Here is a 16,418-nt window from a genome sequence, read left to right on the forward strand (position 1 = left end):
GGGCCTTTCCATAGCGCTCAGGACATCCGTTGTTTGGCTTCGATCCAGGTGGGGGAATCGCTTCTCCCCCCGCCGGCCCGTTCAGCTCAGAAGCCGCTTCGCCGGCGACTCATCATCGAGGCGAAAGCCTCTCCCTGCCGGATAGCCCCGCCAAAGGCCCGCCGTGGCCAGTCAGAGCGGCCCCCAGGAACCACGGGAGCGGCAGGATGACCCCTCCCTGAGGCCTTCCGGGCCTCGGAGAAGAAAAAGTACACGCTGGAACGGGTCGCCAGAGGCGCCCCCTCCTGGGCAACTCCTGTAGTCATCGGCGACGGCGTTCGGCTGTCGATGGAGGAGCGGAGGTCGTTCCCGGCAGAGGGGGTGCCCCCGGCCGGCCATGGCAATGCTTATACTTCTTGCCGCTGCCGCATGGGCACGGGTCGTTCCGCCCGATGGAGCGGGAGGCTGTGTCCGACTGGACCTGCGCTCGGGATGCGGGGGCGCCCCGGCGTTCTCGGGCCAGGGCCTGGCCGGTGGGCGCGATCAGGAAAAGCCGCCGCACCGTTTCCGCCCGGATGTTGGTCAACAGATCCTGGAACATCTCGAAAGCCCGCCGCTTGTATTCGACCAGAGGATCCCGCTGGCCGAACGCCTCCAGCCCGATCCCCTGCCGCAGGTTCTCAATCGCCGTGAGATAATCCACCCATAGTTGACCGATCAGACTGAGCAACAGGTTACGGGCCGCGGTGGAGAAGGCCCGACGCCCAAAGAACCGGATGGCTTCCTCCTGAAGCTCCGGCGGCCAGTGCCCGAAGGGGGTTTCCGCCACCATCGTCCATCGCTCCGCCCCCAGCCAGCTCATCAGGCTGAGGCGGGTCGCCTCCTCCAGATCGACGGGCCGCTGCTCCGCCATCGAAACCCATACCGAACGGCCCAGCTCCTCCTCACGGGCTTCCAGCACCCCGTGGAGATGCTCCAGGATCCGCGGGCCGCGCTCCGATGCGGGGATCTCCTCCAGCAGCTGCCCGGCCAGATAGGAGAGCGGGAACACCACCTGCGCATACGTCACCCGTTGATGGGTCCGCGTATCAAAGGCGGTCTGCCGGGTGAACTGGGCTTCCCAGAGCGCCTGCGCCAGCGCGGCCGGATCCCGCTGGCCGTTCAGGCGATCGGCCAGGATCCCTTCCACCTCCCGAAGGTGGGCTTCCAGCCGGGCCCGGGTTTCCTGGAGAATCCCCTCACGGATGATCTCGGCCAGCTCCTCCCATGGCGTCTCCAGCAGATCCATCTCCCCCAGGGTGAGCCCGACGCCCGCTCGCCGGACCGCCGCGGTGAGGGCTTGCAGGCGCAGCGCGCGATGCCCGGCTTCCCGCACCGCCTCCATCAGGCGCTCCCGGACCTCCTCCGGCGCGGCGGCCCGCAGGCCTTCCAGTCGGATCTCCAGGCCGGTCAGCTCACGCACTCGCTCCAGGAGGTTGTGCAGATTCAACCCCTGGCGGCCTTCCGAGCCTTCCTGAAGCCAGTCCTCAAACGCCCGCTCCGCCGCATCCACCCAATCCGAGAGGGTATCCCGGCTGCGCTCCGCCACCGCCTGGACGGCCCGGGCGGCTGCTTCCGCCCAGTGAGCGGCCGCTGCCCGCGCCGCCTCATGAAGCAATCCGGCAACCTTCTGGAGGGAAGGCTCCCCGGACGCCAGGCGATCCAGAAGCAACGCCAGGCTGAAGGAAGGAAGGAACTGGCCGTCGCTCAGCACCATCGGTGGCTGAACGCTGTCCAGCCACTCGATGACCTTCCATCCCTCGCCGGGCTTCATCTGCTGAAGCCGGCGTCCGACCTCCGCCTCCACCATCGCCCAGAGATCGTCGTGGAGATCGTCCCGCAGGAGCAACCGGAGGCGCTGGCCGTAGATCAGCTCGCGCTGGCGGTTGAGGACATCATCGTATTCCAGCAGGTGCTTGCGGATGTCGAAGTTGTAGCCCTCCACTCGCCGCTGGGCCTCCTCGATGGTTTTGTTCAACCAGGGATGCTCCAGCGGCTCATCGTCATCTCCCCATACACGCTCCATCCAGCCGCGCAGGCGATCCCCGGCGAATCGCCGGAGCAGGTCGTCCTCCAGCGAGAGATAGAAACGGGAGGAGCCCGGGTCTCCCTGACGGCCGGCGCGGCCGCGCAACTGATTATCGATCCGCCGTGCCTCATGGCGCTCCGTGCCGAGCACGTGAAGGCCCCCCAGCGCCTTCACCGTGCGCTCGCCCTCGATATGCTCCAGGAAGCGCTGCACCGCCTCCCGATACAGCCCATATTGAGAGGGATCCAGCTGGCGCAGCGCCGCAGCCCGCTCCTCAAATGTCATCTCATAAGGGTTGAACCCGGCCCGACGCAGGACCCGGTTGACATCCCCCAGCACCTCCTCCGGCAGCTCGCCGCCCAGTTTGATGTCCACACCACGCCCCGCCATATTGGTGGCGATGGTCACCGCTCCGACCCGGCCAGCCTGGGCAATGATGCGCGCCTCCCGGTCGTGATGACGCGCGTTCAGCACCTCATGGGGAACCCCATGCTCCAGGACCCGTCGGAGCCGATCCGGCTGGTCCACCCGCCACAACGCCGCGAGACGCTCCAGATTGGCCGGGGACAGCGGATCTGGATCCAGCCCCAGGGCCCGGGCCCAGGACCGGAGCTTCCCCCCAGGCAGTTTCTCCGGCGGCTGGCCGAGAAGTCCCCGCTCCTCCTCGGAGAGCGGGATATCTTTCCCATCGGCTTCGCGACGCCGCAACGCATCCTTCACCAGGTCCACCAGCGCCAGCCAGCGCAGGCCCTCGGCCTGCAGACGCTTGCTCAGGTAATCCGAGGCCTCCACCGAAGTGGTCCCCACCAGCACTGGCCGGCCCATCGTGTGCATCTGGACGATCTCCCGGAGGATCGCCCGGTGCTTGGCCTCCTTTGTCCGATAGATCACATCGGGGTGATCCACGCGGATCATCGGACGGTGGGTGGGGATGACCACCACATCCAGCCCGTAGATCTTCTGGAACTCCTCCGCCTCCGTCGCCGCGGTGCCGGTCATCCCGGCCAGCTTCTCATACATGCGGAAGTAGTTCTGGATGGTGATGGTGGCATAGGTGACGTTCTCCGGGCGGATGGGCACGCCTTCCTTCGCTTCAATCGCCTGGTGCAGGCCATCGGACCAGCGGCGGTCCGGCATGAGGCGGCCGGTGAACTCGTCGATGATCACCACCTGACGCCCCTGCACGATGTAATCGCGGTTGCGATGATAGAGGAACTGGGCCTTGAGGGCCTGCTCCAGGTGGTGGATCATCTTCATCTGTTCGGGGGTCAGCTCCTCGGGGCGTTCCGGATCGAAGAGGGGTTTGCCGATGAGCTGCTCGACCCGGTCATAGCCGGAATCGGTGAGATGGACGGTCCGGTGCTTCTCATCGATCTCGTAATCGCCAGGCCGCAGCTGCCTCACGATCTGAGCCCACCGGATGTATTCCTCGGTCGCCTCCTCCGCTGGGCCGCTGATGATCAGCGGCGTCCGCGCCTCATCGATCAGGATGTTGTCCACCTCGTCCACGATGGCGTAACGGTGTGGACGCTCCAGCCGCTGGACTCGCGCCTCCAGGGTGAAGGCCATGTTATCCCGAAGGTAATCGAAGCCGAACTCATTGTTCGTCCCATAGGTGATATCCGCCAGGTAGGCCTCCTTGCGCGAGACGGGACGCAGCTGGGCGAAATCCTCCTTTCCCCCATCGTAATCGGGGTCATAAATGTAAGCATTGCCCTCCCCGGCCTGCAACAGCCCCACCCGAAGGCCCAGCATATGGTAGATCGGACCCATCCAGCGGGCATCTCGCCGGGCCAGGTAATCGTTTACCGTCACCAGATGAGCGCCCAGCCCCAGCAGGGCGTTGAGGTAGAGGGGAAGGGTGGCGACCAGGGTCTTCCCTTCGCCGGTCTTCATTTCAGCGACTTTGCCGAAGTGGAGCGCGATGCCCCCCAGCAGCTGCACGTCGTAATGCCGCAACCCCAGGGTCCGCTTTGAAGCCTCCCGCACGGCAGCGAAAGCCTGAGGGAGGAGCTCTTCCAGGATCGCCTCCTCCGCCTGGCGCAACTCGGACAGGCGCTGCTTCACTTCGTATTCCAGCTGAGTGCGTCGATCTGGATCCCGCTCCACCAGCCAGGCCAGATAGGCCCGGCGATACGCCTCCCGATGGCTGGCGATCGCCTCCGCAATCCGCGTCCGGAACCGGTCGGTCATCCCCCGCAATTCGGCATCCGTCAACGCCTCGAACTCCGGCTCCAGGCGGTTAATGGCCTCCACCAGCGGAGCCCACCGGCGCAACCAGCGATCAGAGGGATCTCCCAGGATCTTCCCCAGGATCTGTTTCAGCATCGCTCGCCTCTCCGACCATATGGAGTCTTGCGTTTATACAGGAATGGATCCCGCCCTCGGTGAAGGTTGAGGGATGAGGCGGGACAGCCCCGGCGGCCGGCCCAGCCTCGAAAGCGGCTGAGGAAGGCCAGCGGCGCCGTCCCCATCCATGCGCGCAGGATCAAGCACCATCCTAATGCCGTGAAAAGGACCCCGGGACAGGACGGCCCGCTTTCTCTGTTTAAGTTTAATCCAGAACATCCAGCCTGGCGTTCTGTTGGCCTGGCCTTTCGCTTGGCCCATGGATCCCTTCGGATCCGGGCGGGCCCGGATTCCGAAAGAGCGAATGGCCGCACGCCGCGACCTGGAGAGAAGGGGATAGGAGAACGCCTTCGGCGGCCCCAACCCCTGAATCGGTGAAAATCCCTTATGGGATCCAGCCGGAGGGCACAGGTCGCTTAACCGAACCCGCCCTTTCGCTATAATGAAGGCAAATGGTTGCAAGGGGAGAACAGGGGCTTTCCCCCTCGCTCCTCCACCGCAACGGTCTGGATCCTCGAATCAGAGGAGGACAGGATGATTTTCGATCTGGTGCTGGTGCTTGGGGCGCTGATCAGCGGGCTTATCGGAGGACGCAGAGGGCTGGTCAAACAAATCCTCAGCCTGGCCTCCGTTTATCTCGCCTTGGTGCTTGCCATTGGCCTTCAAGATCTCATGGTGACCGCCTTCACCCGCGCTGTGGGTTTAATCACCGTAGAAACTTCTATATTCTTCTTTGTTACGATCTTCTTGATCGCCTACATCGGGCTGGAGCTTTTGAATTTCACTTTTTATCGGCAGACCCGCCTGGCGGCCCTGGGCTTGATGGATTACCTGCTGGGGGGACTCGGCGGGCTCCTCTGGTGGCTGGTCCTGGTCGGAGCGGTTCTCACCCTGCTCTTCTACAGTCTCACCGTTCCATGGACGTGGCAGCTGGCCCCCCTTGCGGCGGCGATCCGCTCGGATTTCAGCGCCTCCATCACGCTTCCCACCCTGGCGATGCTCTTCAAGAACTATGCCCTCATTCCTATCCGGCTGTTGATGCACCCTCTTCCCCCCATCCTGACCGGGTGGCCCTGAGCAGGATACGCGCCCCCGCCATGAATCCGGGAGGCGGACTGGCTCTTCCTCTAATGAAGAGCCGGATGGGACGCGTGCAGCGGCCTATGATCCGCAAAGTCCATAGAGGAAAGCTCATATGCTACCCTTTTTCTTGCAGAAGATCGACCACGCGATCCAGGATGGCTTCCGCGACGGCGGCCTTGCTCATCAGAGGAAGCGGCTCCACGCGTCCCCGCGCGTCGATCAGGGTGACCCGGTTCGTCTCCACGGCAAACCCGGCCCCGGGCTCGGTGACGTCATTGGCGACGATGAGATCGAGTCCTTTGGCCTGCAGCTTTGCCCACGCGTTCTCCAGCAGATCCCCGGTCTCGGCCGCGAAGCCCACCACCACCCGGGGCTTTCCCCGTTCCACCCGGCGGGCCGCCACGCCCTCCAAGATATCCACCGTGGCCACGAGCTCCAGGGTGAACGCGGCCCCCTTCTTGATCTTCAACGGCTGCGCCCGGGCTGGACGGTAATCGGCCACCGCCGCGGCCATCAGCAGGACGTCCGCTTCCCCGCATTCCCGCCAGACCGCTTCGGCCATCTCCGCCGCAGTTCCCACATCAATACGGCGGGCACCCACCGGGGTCTCCAGGGCCACCGGGCCGGCGATCAGCACCACCTCCGCGCCGCGATCCAGGGCGGCCTGGGCCAGGGCGAAGCCCTGCCTCCCCGAGGAGCGGTTCCCGATAAATCGAACCGGATCGATCGGTTCGTAGGTGGGGCCGGCGGTCACCACCACGCGGCGGCCGGCCAGGGGCCCCTTACGGCCCAGGATCCGACGGATATGCCCGATCAGCTCGGCGGGCTCGATCATGCGGCCCCAGCCCTCCAGACCGGAGGCCATCCGCCCATAGGCGGGGCCCGCCACCTCGATCCCTCGCGCCCGAAGGCGCTCCACGTTTTCCTGGGTCGCCGGGTTCGTCCACATTCCCCCATCCATAGCCGGGGCGATGAGGATCGGAGCCCGCGTGGAGAGGCACAGCGCGCTCAACAGATCATCCGCCAGCCCGTGGGCCATCCTGGCGATGAAATCCGCCGTCGCCGGCGCAATGACCACCAGATCCGCTGCCTCCCCGAGAATCACGTGAGGGATCGCCGTCTCCGGCGTGGGCGTCCACAGATCGGTCCACACCGGTCGACCCGTGAGCGCGTGAAACGTGAGCGGGGCCACGAAGCGAGTGGCGGCAGCGGTCATCACGACATCCACCTGCGCCCCCCCTTGAGTCAGCTTGCTGGCCAGGTCCGCCGCTTTATACGCTGCGATGCCGCCCGTGACCCCGAGAATCACCCGCCGCTGTTTGAAAACCGGGATCGCTTCCACACCCCTGCGCTCCCAGGGAGAATGAGCAAGCCGGATGCGTTCCGGATCATCCATTCATAACGAAGGCGCTCCGCCCCTATTCCTCCAGCAGGATCTGATCCCCCTCCACACCGACCACCACGGCCAGGGACTCAATGGGCACGCCCAGCGCTTGCAGCCGATCCCGACCTCCCTCAAAGCGCTTTTCGATAACCGCTCCGATCCCGACCACCTGCGCGCCGGCCGCCTGAGCCAGCCGGGCCAGGGCCAGGATCGTAGCCCCCGTCGCCAGAAAGTCGTCCACAATCAGCACGCGATCCCCGGGCCGGAGGTAATCCGCAGCCACCAGCAGCGTCACATCGCCCCCCTTGGTGTGCGAAGGCGCGGTGGCGAAGAACACATCCTCCCCCATGGTGAGGGGCTTATGCTTGCGGGCGAAGACCAGCGGGACCCCGAGGGCATACGCGGTCATCAGGGCCGGCCCGATGCCGGAGATCTCCGCGGTCAACACTTTGGTGGGGTTGCGGGGGCGAAAACGCCGGGCGAGCTCCTGGCCGCAGGCCGCGATCAGGGTCGGATCGATCTGATGGTTCAGGAAGGCGTCCACTTTAATGATGCCGTTCCCCAAATGGCGGCCGTAACGACGGATGGCCTCTCGCAGGGCTTCCACAGGGTCCCTCCTCTTTGCATTGCAACAAGATCATGATCCAGATTGCTAAGGCTTTCGCTTCTCCGCAAACCTCAAAAAGCCCCCGGATCCCGCGCAATCCTCAATCCTCCGTTTCCAGGTCGGCCTCGCCCTCCTCTCCTCCTTCCCCCTCCCCTCCCTCGCCGGCGAGCTCGGGCATTGCCTTCTCGATCTCCTCCGGCGTCTGGCCGGCCTCCAGGCGCTCGATCACCTCCTCGAACTCCGGCCCCAGATCCCCCAGCTCTTCGCCCAGCTCCTGGGTCATCCGGCGCATCCAGCGGCCGATGGAGCGCGGATCCTTCTCATCCACATCCCCGATCCAGTCTGCATCCGCCAGGGATTCCAGGCGGGATTCCTCTGAGCGGAGCACCCGCACCCGGGAAATCAACCGGACCAGATCGCGACTGCCGCAGTAGGTGCAGGCGACCTGGCTGTGATCCACCTCGGAGAAGGTGCGGAAGAACGCCGTAACCCGACGACGACATTGCCGGCAGCGATACTCATAGATAGGCATCCTCTCCCCCTCCGTTTCCCGGATTCGCTCTCCATTATATCCAGAGAGCGCTCCTACAGGAGCCTCAGGGATTTCCGCCGATAGAGCTCAGAACCCAGGGAGTGGGTTGGATGGCCGGGCGAGCAGATGGGTAAATGACATCCGTGCGGGAGGAACTCCATGGCAACGAAAACCGGAGGTCCCGGATCCCCTGCCGCTTCCTCCCGCTCGCGGGTAAAATGAGAAGCCAGGGAGCTCCCGGCGATCCGGGGCCGGGCGGGCCTTCCGATCCATTGCCCGTTCTTCCCCCCGGCCCCCATGGAGAGCCAAAATCCAGCTGCGCGCGTCCCGAACCGACCACCTTCGAGCTCATGGAGCCCGATGAGCGACCGGAAAGGTCCCCAGACGTCCGAGGCAATTCCATTAAAGGAGCCTTCCACGCTGGAGGGACTGGCTCAGCGTCCGGCCCGGCCCCTGGTGGTGGTGATCTCGGGGCCCTCCGGAGCCGGGAAGGATTCCCTCATCCGGCGGATGAAGGAATTGAACGTTCCTTTCCACTTCGTGGTCACCGCCACCTCCCGTCCCCCTCGCCCGGATGAGGTCGATGGCGTGGATTATCATTTCCTCTCCCGGGAACAGTTTGAAGCAGGCATCCAGGCCGGGGAGTTCCTGGAATATGCGATCGTTTATGGAGACTATAAAGGGATCCCCCGCTGGGAGATCGAAAACGCCCTGGCCAGCGGGAAGGACGTCATCCTGCGCGTGGATGTGCAGGGGGCGGCCACGCTCCGTCGCCTGATCCCGGACGCGGTATTCATTTTCGTCATCCCTGCCTCCCGGGAAGAGCTGATCGAGCGCCTCCGGGCCCGCGGCACGGAAACCACCGAATCGATCGCCCGGAGGCTCCAGGCCGTGGAGGAGGAGCTGAAACACTGGGCCGAGTTCGATTATGTGGTCGTGAATCGGGATCAACGGCTGGACGAGGCGGTGAATGATATCCTGGCGATCATCCGGGCGGAGCATTGCCGGGTGCATCCCCGGCAGGCGGATCGGGACTTTTCGGCTCGAGACCCGCAAGGCGAATGAAAGGACATCCCGCCGAGATGGCCGGAAAGAAGGATCTTTTCTCCTATAGCCAGGCGGAAGCGGTTCGGCGGGAAGCCCCCCTGGCCGCGCGCCTGCGCCCTCGACGCCTTGAAGAATTCGTGGGCCAGGCTCACCTGATCGGGCCCGGCGCACCCCTTCGACGCCTCATCGAAGAAGGGAAGCTGCTGAACTCCATGATCTTCTGGGGTCCGCCAGGCACCGGCAAGACCACTCTGGCTCTGCTGATCGCCCAGGCGGCCCGGGCCCATGTGGAGACTCTGAGCGCGGTCACCGCCGGCCTCCCGGACCTCCGCCGGGTGATTCAGGAGGCGCAGGATCGCCGCCGTCTCTATGGTCAGCGAACCATCCTCATTGTCGATGAGCTGCATCGCTTTACCCGGGTGCAACAGGATGCCCTGTTGCCCTACGTGGAAGACGGCACGGTGGTCTTCATCGGGATCACCACCGAGAACCCCTACTTCGCCGTCGTCCCCGCCCTGGTCTCCCGCTCCCGCGTCTTCTCCTTCCAGCCTCTGACCGAAGAGGAGATCCTTCAGCTGCTTCGACGCGCGCTCTCGGATCCGGAGAACGGTTACGGGGGGCAGCCGATCGAAGTCCCCGAAGAGGTGCTTCAATTCTGGGCCCGCCTGAGCGAAGGGGACGCCCGCAGCGCCCTGAACGCGCTGGAGCTGGCCGTCAGCGCGACTTCCCCCGATCCGGATGGGACCATCCGCATCACAATGGAAATCGCCCAGGCCGTTGTCCAGCGGCGGGCGCTGGCTTACGACCGGGAAGCCCATTACGATACGATCAGCGCCTTCATCAAGTCGATCCGGGGAAGCGATCCCGATGCCGCCCTGCTCTGGCTGGCGAAAATGGTGGAGGCGGGCGAGGATCCCCGGTTTATCATGCGGCGTCTGTTGATCCTGGCGGCGGAAGATGTGGGACTGGCGGATCCCATGGCGATCGTGGTGACCGCCGCATGCGCCCAGGCCGTGGAGTGGGTGGGGATGCCCGAGGCCGCCTATCATCTAACGGAGGCCACGCTGTATCTGGCGACTGCCCCCAAGAGCAACCGCACGGGGGCCTTTTTCCAGGCTCTGGAATTCCTTCGCGCTCACGGGGCCGGTGAGGTCCCCGCCCACCTGAAGGACGCCAGCCGCGATGCCGAGGCCCTGGGCCATGGCCGGGGCTATCAATATCCGCATGCTTTTCCGGGGCACTTCGTCCGGCAATCCTACTGGCCCGTCGGGCTCCCCCGCGTTCGCTTTTACGCGCCATCTGACCAGGGTTACGAACGGGAGATCGCGGAGCGGCTCCGCCGCTGGTGGGGAGAGCATATGGAGGGATCTGAAGGCCCTGGATCTCCGATGCCGGAGGGTGAAAGGGGCGAGGCATCTTCCTGATTCAGGCCCAACGACATAATTCCTGATCCGCTCGCATCGGCCCGCAGAGCCGAAGGCAGGTCCACGTGGCTCGAACCATTGCCGTAGTCAGCCAGAAAGGGGGGGTGGGCAAAACCACGACGGTGGTTCATCTCGGCGTCGCGCTGGCGGAGCGCGGCGCATCCACCCTGCTGGTGGATCTCGACCCCCAAGCGGCGTTAACGGCGGCTTTCGGGTTAAACGAGGATCTCTCGCCAACCGTCGAGGCCTCGCTGATAAAAGGCATTGCGATCACCCAGGTGATCCGGAACCTGCGGCCAGGTCTGGATATCGCCCCCGCCTCGTTTCAGCTGAACCAGGCGGAGCTGATCCTGCACCAGCGCCCGCGCTGGCCTTACCAGCTTCGAGAGGCCCTTCGACCGGTGCAGGGGCGTTATGCCTACATCCTGATCGACGCACCGCCCGGATTGGGCCCCCTCACGGTGAACGCCCTCGCCGCCGCCGATGCCTTCCTGATCCCCATCCGGCCGGATTATCTCTCCCTTCGCAGCCTGAAAGGGCTGCTGATCGCTGTGGGGCGGTTACGCCAGCAACTGGGGCTTTCCATCGAGCTGATGGGCATCCTGCCCACGATGGTGCAGCTCCACCTGCGCCATCATCGGGACGTACTCGCGGAATTGACGGCCGCTTTCGGGAGAAAAGTGTTCCAGGTCTTCATCCCTCAAAGCATCCGGTTCGCTGAGGCTCCGGTCGCCGGGCAGAGCCTTCTGGATTACATGGCCAACCACCCTGGGGCCCAGGCCTATCGGCGACTGGCTGCGCTGATCGAGGAGGCCAGCGGGAGGTGAAGTAGGGCAACTGCGTGCAGTTGCCCTACTATATAAAGTCTGAGCGATGCCCAATGGGAAAGCGAGGAAAGCCTGAGATCTCCATTCGCGGCCGGGGTCGAGCGCTCTTCGACGGGCTCACCGAATGGGTGGAGCCCGTAGATCCTCTTGCGCGCAGGCCAGAGATGTCGGCTTCCGGGCCGGAGCCGCGTTCGGGAGAATCCCTTTCCACCCCTTCCTCCAGGGGAGTGCCAGAAGGTCGGGAGGGGGGCCCGGAAACCCCGGCTCCCTCTCCTCAATTCAGCCGTCCGCCTGAACCGTCCCATGCTCCGGCGGACGCCGCCTCGCTCCCGCCGGAAGATGGCGATGGATTCCGGTTTCTCGCCCTGGAGGCCGCACGCGTGGCCTCAGCCCGCCTCGAGATCCCGAACTGGGCGCCTCCGCCCGACTGGCGCTGGGAGCCCACGGCCGCGCCCACGGAGACCGTCGCCGTGGACCCCCGGGCGCCGATGCGGGCCCTGCGCATTCCCGGATTGCTGATGCCGGAAGCCCTCCACCCGATCGAGGGCTCCCCGGAAGCGATGGCCGCAACCCCTGCCGAAGGAGAGCGACCGATGGAACAGGTCCCCACTCCATCTGGCCTTCTGGAGAAACCACAGGCAACGCGCTCTCGCGGGGTGGATGAAGCCCATGTCCGTCAACTCCACACGCGGATCGATGAGCTTTACCGCCGCATCGCCAGCGGGGCGATCCCCGATCCGGGAACCGCAGAGCAGGCGCTGACGTGGCTGAAACAGGCCCGGGAGGCATTGCTCTCCCCCGACGGCTACGATGAGGCGGAATACTACTACAGCCTCGCCCAGACCCGCTACGCCATCGCCCGTCGGCTATGGCGCTGGTCCTATACCTACGGGCTCTTTGTCTTCCTCTGGGGCGCCGCCTGGCTGGGGCTTTATCTCTGGGCGCTGACGGAGGGCCGAGGCTACAGCGCCCGGGTGGTCCCTTCGGGCTACGAAGGCATTTGGGAGCCCATCATGTGGGGCGGCCTGGGCGGAGTATGCGGCATCTTCTACAGCCTCTACTGGCATGTGGCCATCCAACGAGATTTCGATCGCCAGTATGTGATGTGGTATCTCGTCCAGCCGCTCCTCGGGAGCATGATCGGGATGATCATCTATATGATCATCACCGTGGGCTTCCTCACCATCCAGGGGACGCCTACGCCGGCCAATCCACTCTTCATGTATCTGCTGGCTTTCATTGCCGGCTTCCGGCAACGGTTCTTCCTGGAACTCATCGATCGGATTGTCCAGACCTTCACTCCGAACCCCAGGAGCAACGCATGAACGGGCGCCTCGCTTTTGTTTTCCCGGGACAGGGCTCGCAATATGTAGGGATGGGCCGGGCCCTTTACGAGGCCTTCCCCGAAGCCCGCAAGGTGTTCGAGGAAGCGGATGTCCGGCTGGGTTACGCCATCTCCCGCCTGTGCTTCGAGGGGCCGGAGCCGCAGCTGAACGACACCTTTTATACCCAGCCGGCCATCCTCACGGTCTCCATCGCGGCCTGGCAGGCCTGGCAGGCCCGGGGGGGACCCACGCCCGATTTCGTGGCTGGCCACAGCCTGGGGGAATTCACCGCCCTCGTGGTCGCAGGCGCCCTTTCTTTTCCGGACGCCCTGGGCCTGGTGCAGGAGCGGGGACGTCTGATGAGGTGGGCGGGGGAGCAACAGCCGGGGGCCATGGCCGCCGTGCTGGGGATGGAGCGGGCCGCTCTGGAGGCGATCTGCGCCGAGGCCAGCCAGGAAACCGGGGAAGCGGTCGTCGTCGCCAATGACAACTGCCCGGGCCAGCTGGTGATCTCCGGGGGCAAGGCCGCGGTGACGCGGGCGAGCGAGCTCGCCCGAAGTCGCGGGGCCAAACGGGTCGTCCCGCTGGCGGTCAGCATCGCCGCCCATTCCCCATTGATGGCCCCCGCGGTGGAGCCCTTCCGGGCCGCGTTGAAGGCCACGCCCTTTCACCGGCCCCGCATCCCGGTGATCAGCAACGTGCAGGCCCGCCCGCTCCAGGGCGATCCCGAAGACCTGCGGGCGGAGCTGGCCCAGCAGCTGACCGCGCCGGTCCGATGGACGGAGAGCGTGCAGTGGATGTTCGAGAACGGCGTCGGGGCTTTTGTGGAATTTGGCCCCCGGGATGTGTTAAGTGGCCTGATCCGCCGGATCGCTCCGGAAGCCCGCACGCTTCGAGTGGAGGACCCTGAGACCCTGGAGCAGGCCTTGCGAGCGCTGGCCTGAGCGCTCGGATGCAATAGACGCACCTTTGGCGCACCTGCTCCCAGAAGAAATCGAATGCGGGGCACCTTCGGTGCCCCGCATTCGATTAACTGTCCATAATCCATCGATCCACGTCCCGCGGATAGGAGAGGATCTCATCCTCCCGGAAGAACAGCGCGATCTCGAACGCCGCCGTCTCCGGCCCGTCCGATCCGTGAACCAGATTGCGTCCGATGGTGAGGCCGAAGTCCGCCCGGATCGTCCCGGGCTCCGCCTTCGCCGGATCGGTCGCGCCCATGGTCTTGCGCACCACTTCGATCGCCTGGGGGCCCTCCACAACCATCGCCACCACCGGTCCGGAGGTGATGTAACGCACCAGGCTCTCATAAAAAGGCTTGCCCTGATGGATCGCATAATGGCGCGCGGCCAGCTCTGGGGAGATCTGCAGCATCTTCATGGCCACGATCTTCAACCCACGGCGCTCCAGCCGGGAGATGATCTCTCCAACCAGCCCCCGCTGAACCCCATCCGGCTTGATCAGGACCAGCGTCCGCTCCACGATCTGACCTCCTGAGCCAGGATTCACAAGGATGAAATTATAGCGCCCCGGGAAGAGGGGAGAGAAATAACGGCGAATTCGCCCGGGCGGCCGGCTGCGCCCGGCCATCGTTTGCCAGCCTGTCCGCTCCGACGTAAAATTGTGAAAGCAAGCACGGATCGCGCTCATGATCCTCCCAGATCCCTTGCAAGGAGGGGGTAAGCCGCCATGGAAACGAGCCCTGGGATCCTGGAACAGCAAATGGAAACGAGCCCTGGGATCCTGGAACAGCAAGAGGAGGCCGAGAGCTCTGTGAAGGTTCCCCTTCGATCGCTTCGTCCGAAAATGCAGGTGGAAGGAGTCGTCATTGCGGTCACCCCGGCAGGTGCCTTCGTCGACATCGGCTCTGAGATCCCCGGTTTCATCCACCTCTCCCAGCTCAGCCCACAACCCGTCCTCCGGGTATCCGATGTGCTGAAACCCGGCGATCGAGTGACGGCCTGGGTGAAGCAGGTCAACCGCAAGAAAAACCTGTTGAGCCTCACGATGATCCGCCCGGCGGCGTATGGCTGGGGGCAGCTGAAGCCGGGCCGGGAGTTCACCGGCCGGATCACGCGGGTGGAGCCGGGCGGCGTGTATGTGGACATCGACGCGCCGGTGGAAGGGTTCGTTCCGGCTTCTCAGATCCGCCGGGAGGGCCGGGTGGATCCCACCGGGTTGTTCCAGGTGGGCGACGAGGTGAAAGTCTGGGTGATCAGCGCCAGCCGCCGCGAGCGCCGGCTGCGCCTGACCATGATCCCGCCGCCTTCGGTGAAGTGGGAAGATCTGAAGGTCGGCGAGCTGATCCGGGGCAAGGTCACCCGGGTGGAGAAGTTCGGAGCCTTCGTGGATATCGGGGCGGAGCGGGATGCCCTGATTCATATCAGCGAGTTCGGGGTGCGCAACCTGAGGGATCCTTCCGAGGTGCTCCAGGAGGGTCAGGAGATCGAGGCCCGCATTATCCTGGTGGACCCCGAGAAAAAGCAGATCCGCCTCAGCCTCCGCGGGCTCCTCCACGTCAAAGAAGTGGAACCCGAACCGTCGGTCCAGAAAGCGGTTCCCCCGCGATCCGCTCCTGCCCCCGAGGCCGAACCCACCGAGGAGGAGCTTACGGTGATGGCCTATGCCCTGAAGCGGGCGCTGGAGGAAGCTCGGGCCCGCGGCCGCCCGATCCCGCCTCTGGAATCGTTATCTGCGAATTAATCCCAGCCCAAGTCTCTCGAGCGGCCAGCGCCCTGAGCGACCGGGATGATCCCTTGGATTGCAAGCGAGAGATAGGATACCGCTCCCTCTTCGTGCGGCGAAACCTTGCGAAGAGGGGGCGGTCTGTTTTGTTCAAAGCTCCACCCAAAGCCGCATCATGAGCGCTACCTTGAACCCCAGGCGCATGCCCCGCGATCCCTTCGAATTCGAAATCGAATAGGATATGGGTAAGGAAAGGATGGGAACATTACATCCCAGGGAGCGAATGCCCATCTTGCGGTTTGTCCCAGTGGAAGACCTGATCCCCCATGAGCAGGCGGATCAGGTGCGAACAGCCCCCCTCGTCCATCGGCTGCAGACCGAAGGGATCCTGAAGAACCCTCCGGTGGTGGCGCCGATCCCCGGCGATCCCCGCTATGTGGTGCTCGATGGGGCCAACCGGGTGGAGGCCGCCCGGCGTCTGGGGCTCCCCCATCTGGTCGTGCAGGTGGTGGATTATGAGGATCCCCGCCTGAGGGTCGAAGCCTGGACCCATGTGATCAGCGGCGAGAGCCCGGAGAGCTTTTTCAACACGATCCATAAAATGGAGGGAATCACCCTGGAACCCTCCGAATATCTGCATGCCCGGGCGGAGCTGGCCCGCCGTCAGGCCCTGGCCTATCTGATCTGCCCCCCGGGGGATATCTACCTGGTTCGGGCGGAAGGGGATCTCTACCGTCGGACCGCTCTGCTGAACCGCCTGGTGGATGTCTATAAATCCCGTTTCCGGTTCTATCGGACCACCACCGATCAGCTGGAGCAGATCCTGTCGGATTACGAGCAGGTGATCGCGGTGGTGGTCTTCCCGCGCTATGAACCAGCGGAGATCATCGAGCTGGCCCGTAACGGCGCGCGGCTCCCCGCTGGCATCACCCGCCACATCATCCCCTACCGGGCCCTGCGCATCAATATCCCGCTGGAGATCCTGGCCGCTCCCCTCTCCCTGGAAGAGAAAAACGCATGGCTGATGGAATGGTTCCGCCGCAAACTGGCCGCGCGGGAGATTCGTGTCTACGAGGAGAGCGTCGTCATCTTCGATGAGTGAAACGCA

Annotated in this window: 13 protein-coding genes; 8 read left to right on the forward strand and 5 right to left on the reverse strand. The window is 64.7% G+C overall.

Annotated features, from left to right (window positions below; all coding sequences use genetic code 11):
• Positions 1-301: 301 nt before the first annotated feature.
• On the reverse strand, positions 302-4,375 hold the full coding sequence (gene secA / locus VAE54_RS01655; RefSeq protein WP_322800189.1) for a preprotein translocase subunit SecA: 4,074 nt from the start codon (positions 4,373-4,375) through the stop codon (positions 302-304).
• Positions 4,376-4,930: 555 nt separating this feature from the next.
• On the opposite strand from secA, the gene VAE54_RS01660 reads away from it, so the two are divergent.
• Positions 4,931-5,473 (forward strand): CvpA family protein, encoded by a 543-nt coding sequence (locus tag VAE54_RS01660; RefSeq protein ID WP_322800190.1) that lies wholly within the window; start codon positions 4,931-4,933, stop codon positions 5,471-5,473.
• A gap of 121 nt (positions 5,474-5,594) precedes the next feature.
• Here VAE54_RS01660 and coaBC read toward each other — a convergent pair whose 3' ends face one another.
• The 3 genes from coaBC to VAE54_RS01675 form a co-directional block, all read right to left on the reverse strand.
• Positions 5,595-6,821, reverse strand: coding sequence for a bifunctional phosphopantothenoylcysteine decarboxylase/phosphopantothenate--cysteine ligase CoaBC (gene coaBC, locus VAE54_RS01665; protein ID WP_322800191.1), 1,227 nt, complete (start codon positions 6,819-6,821; stop codon positions 5,595-5,597).
• A 76-nt stretch (positions 6,822-6,897) separates the two neighbouring features.
• Positions 6,898-7,470: a xanthine phosphoribosyltransferase gene (gene xpt, locus VAE54_RS01670; RefSeq protein ID WP_322800192.1), complete on the reverse strand. Its 573-nt coding sequence runs from the start codon at positions 7,468-7,470 to the stop codon at positions 6,898-6,900.
• 100 nt (positions 7,471-7,570) lie between these two features.
• A complete protein-coding gene (locus VAE54_RS01675) occupies positions 7,571-8,002 on the reverse strand; it encodes a zinc ribbon domain-containing protein (RefSeq protein ID WP_322800193.1) in 432 nt (143 codons plus the stop codon).
• A gap of 360 nt (positions 8,003-8,362) precedes the next feature.
• Here VAE54_RS01675 and VAE54_RS01680 point away from each other — a divergent pair, with 360 nt between their 5' ends.
• From VAE54_RS01680 to fabD, 5 genes are all read left to right on the forward strand, one after another.
• The gene (locus VAE54_RS01680) at positions 8,363-9,067 is read left to right on the forward strand and encodes a guanylate kinase (protein WP_322800194.1); all 705 of its coding nucleotides are present in this window, start codon (positions 8,363-8,365) and stop codon (positions 9,065-9,067) included.
• Between the two features lie 17 nt (positions 9,068-9,084).
• Positions 9,085-10,473 carry a replication-associated recombination protein A gene (locus tag VAE54_RS01685; RefSeq protein ID WP_322800195.1) on the forward strand — a complete coding sequence of 463 codons (1,389 nt, stop codon included), beginning with the start codon at positions 9,085-9,087 and terminating at the stop codon, positions 10,471-10,473.
• 65 nt (positions 10,474-10,538) lie between these two features.
• Positions 10,539-11,300, forward strand: a complete 762-nt coding sequence (locus VAE54_RS01690; RefSeq protein ID WP_322800196.1) for a ParA family protein — start codon at positions 10,539-10,541, stop codon at positions 11,298-11,300.
• Between the two features lie 380 nt (positions 11,301-11,680).
• On the forward strand, positions 11,681-12,625 hold the full coding sequence (locus VAE54_RS01695) for a hypothetical protein (RefSeq protein WP_322800197.1): 945 nt from the start codon (positions 11,681-11,683) through the stop codon (positions 12,623-12,625).
• Complete coding sequence (gene fabD / locus VAE54_RS01700; protein ID WP_322800198.1) at positions 12,622-13,569, forward strand: ACP S-malonyltransferase; 948 nt, start codon at positions 12,622-12,624, stop codon at positions 13,567-13,569. Before VAE54_RS01695 ends, fabD begins: the two co-directional genes overlap by 4 nt.
• Positions 13,570-13,654: 85 nt before the next feature.
• On the opposite strand, the gene ndk is transcribed toward fabD, so the two are convergent.
• The gene (ndk, locus tag VAE54_RS01705; protein ID WP_416223756.1) at positions 13,655-14,107 is read right to left on the reverse strand and encodes a nucleoside-diphosphate kinase; all 453 of its coding nucleotides are present in this window, start codon (positions 14,105-14,107) and stop codon (positions 13,655-13,657) included.
• Between the two features lie 207 nt (positions 14,108-14,314).
• Between ndk and VAE54_RS01710 the strand changes: the two genes are divergently transcribed.
• Positions 14,315-15,328, forward strand: a complete 1,014-nt coding sequence (locus VAE54_RS01710) for a S1 RNA-binding domain-containing protein (RefSeq protein ID WP_322800200.1) — start codon at positions 14,315-14,317, stop codon at positions 15,326-15,328.
• A gap of 265 nt (positions 15,329-15,593) precedes the next feature.
• Positions 15,594-16,412: a ParB N-terminal domain-containing protein gene (locus tag VAE54_RS01715; protein ID WP_322800201.1), complete on the forward strand. Its 819-nt coding sequence runs from the start codon at positions 15,594-15,596 to the stop codon at positions 16,410-16,412.
• Positions 16,413-16,418 lie beyond the last annotated feature (6 nt).

Source organism: Thermoflexus sp. (assembly GCF_034432235.1).
Lineage (GTDB): Bacteria > Chloroflexota > Anaerolineae > Thermoflexales > Thermoflexaceae > Thermoflexus.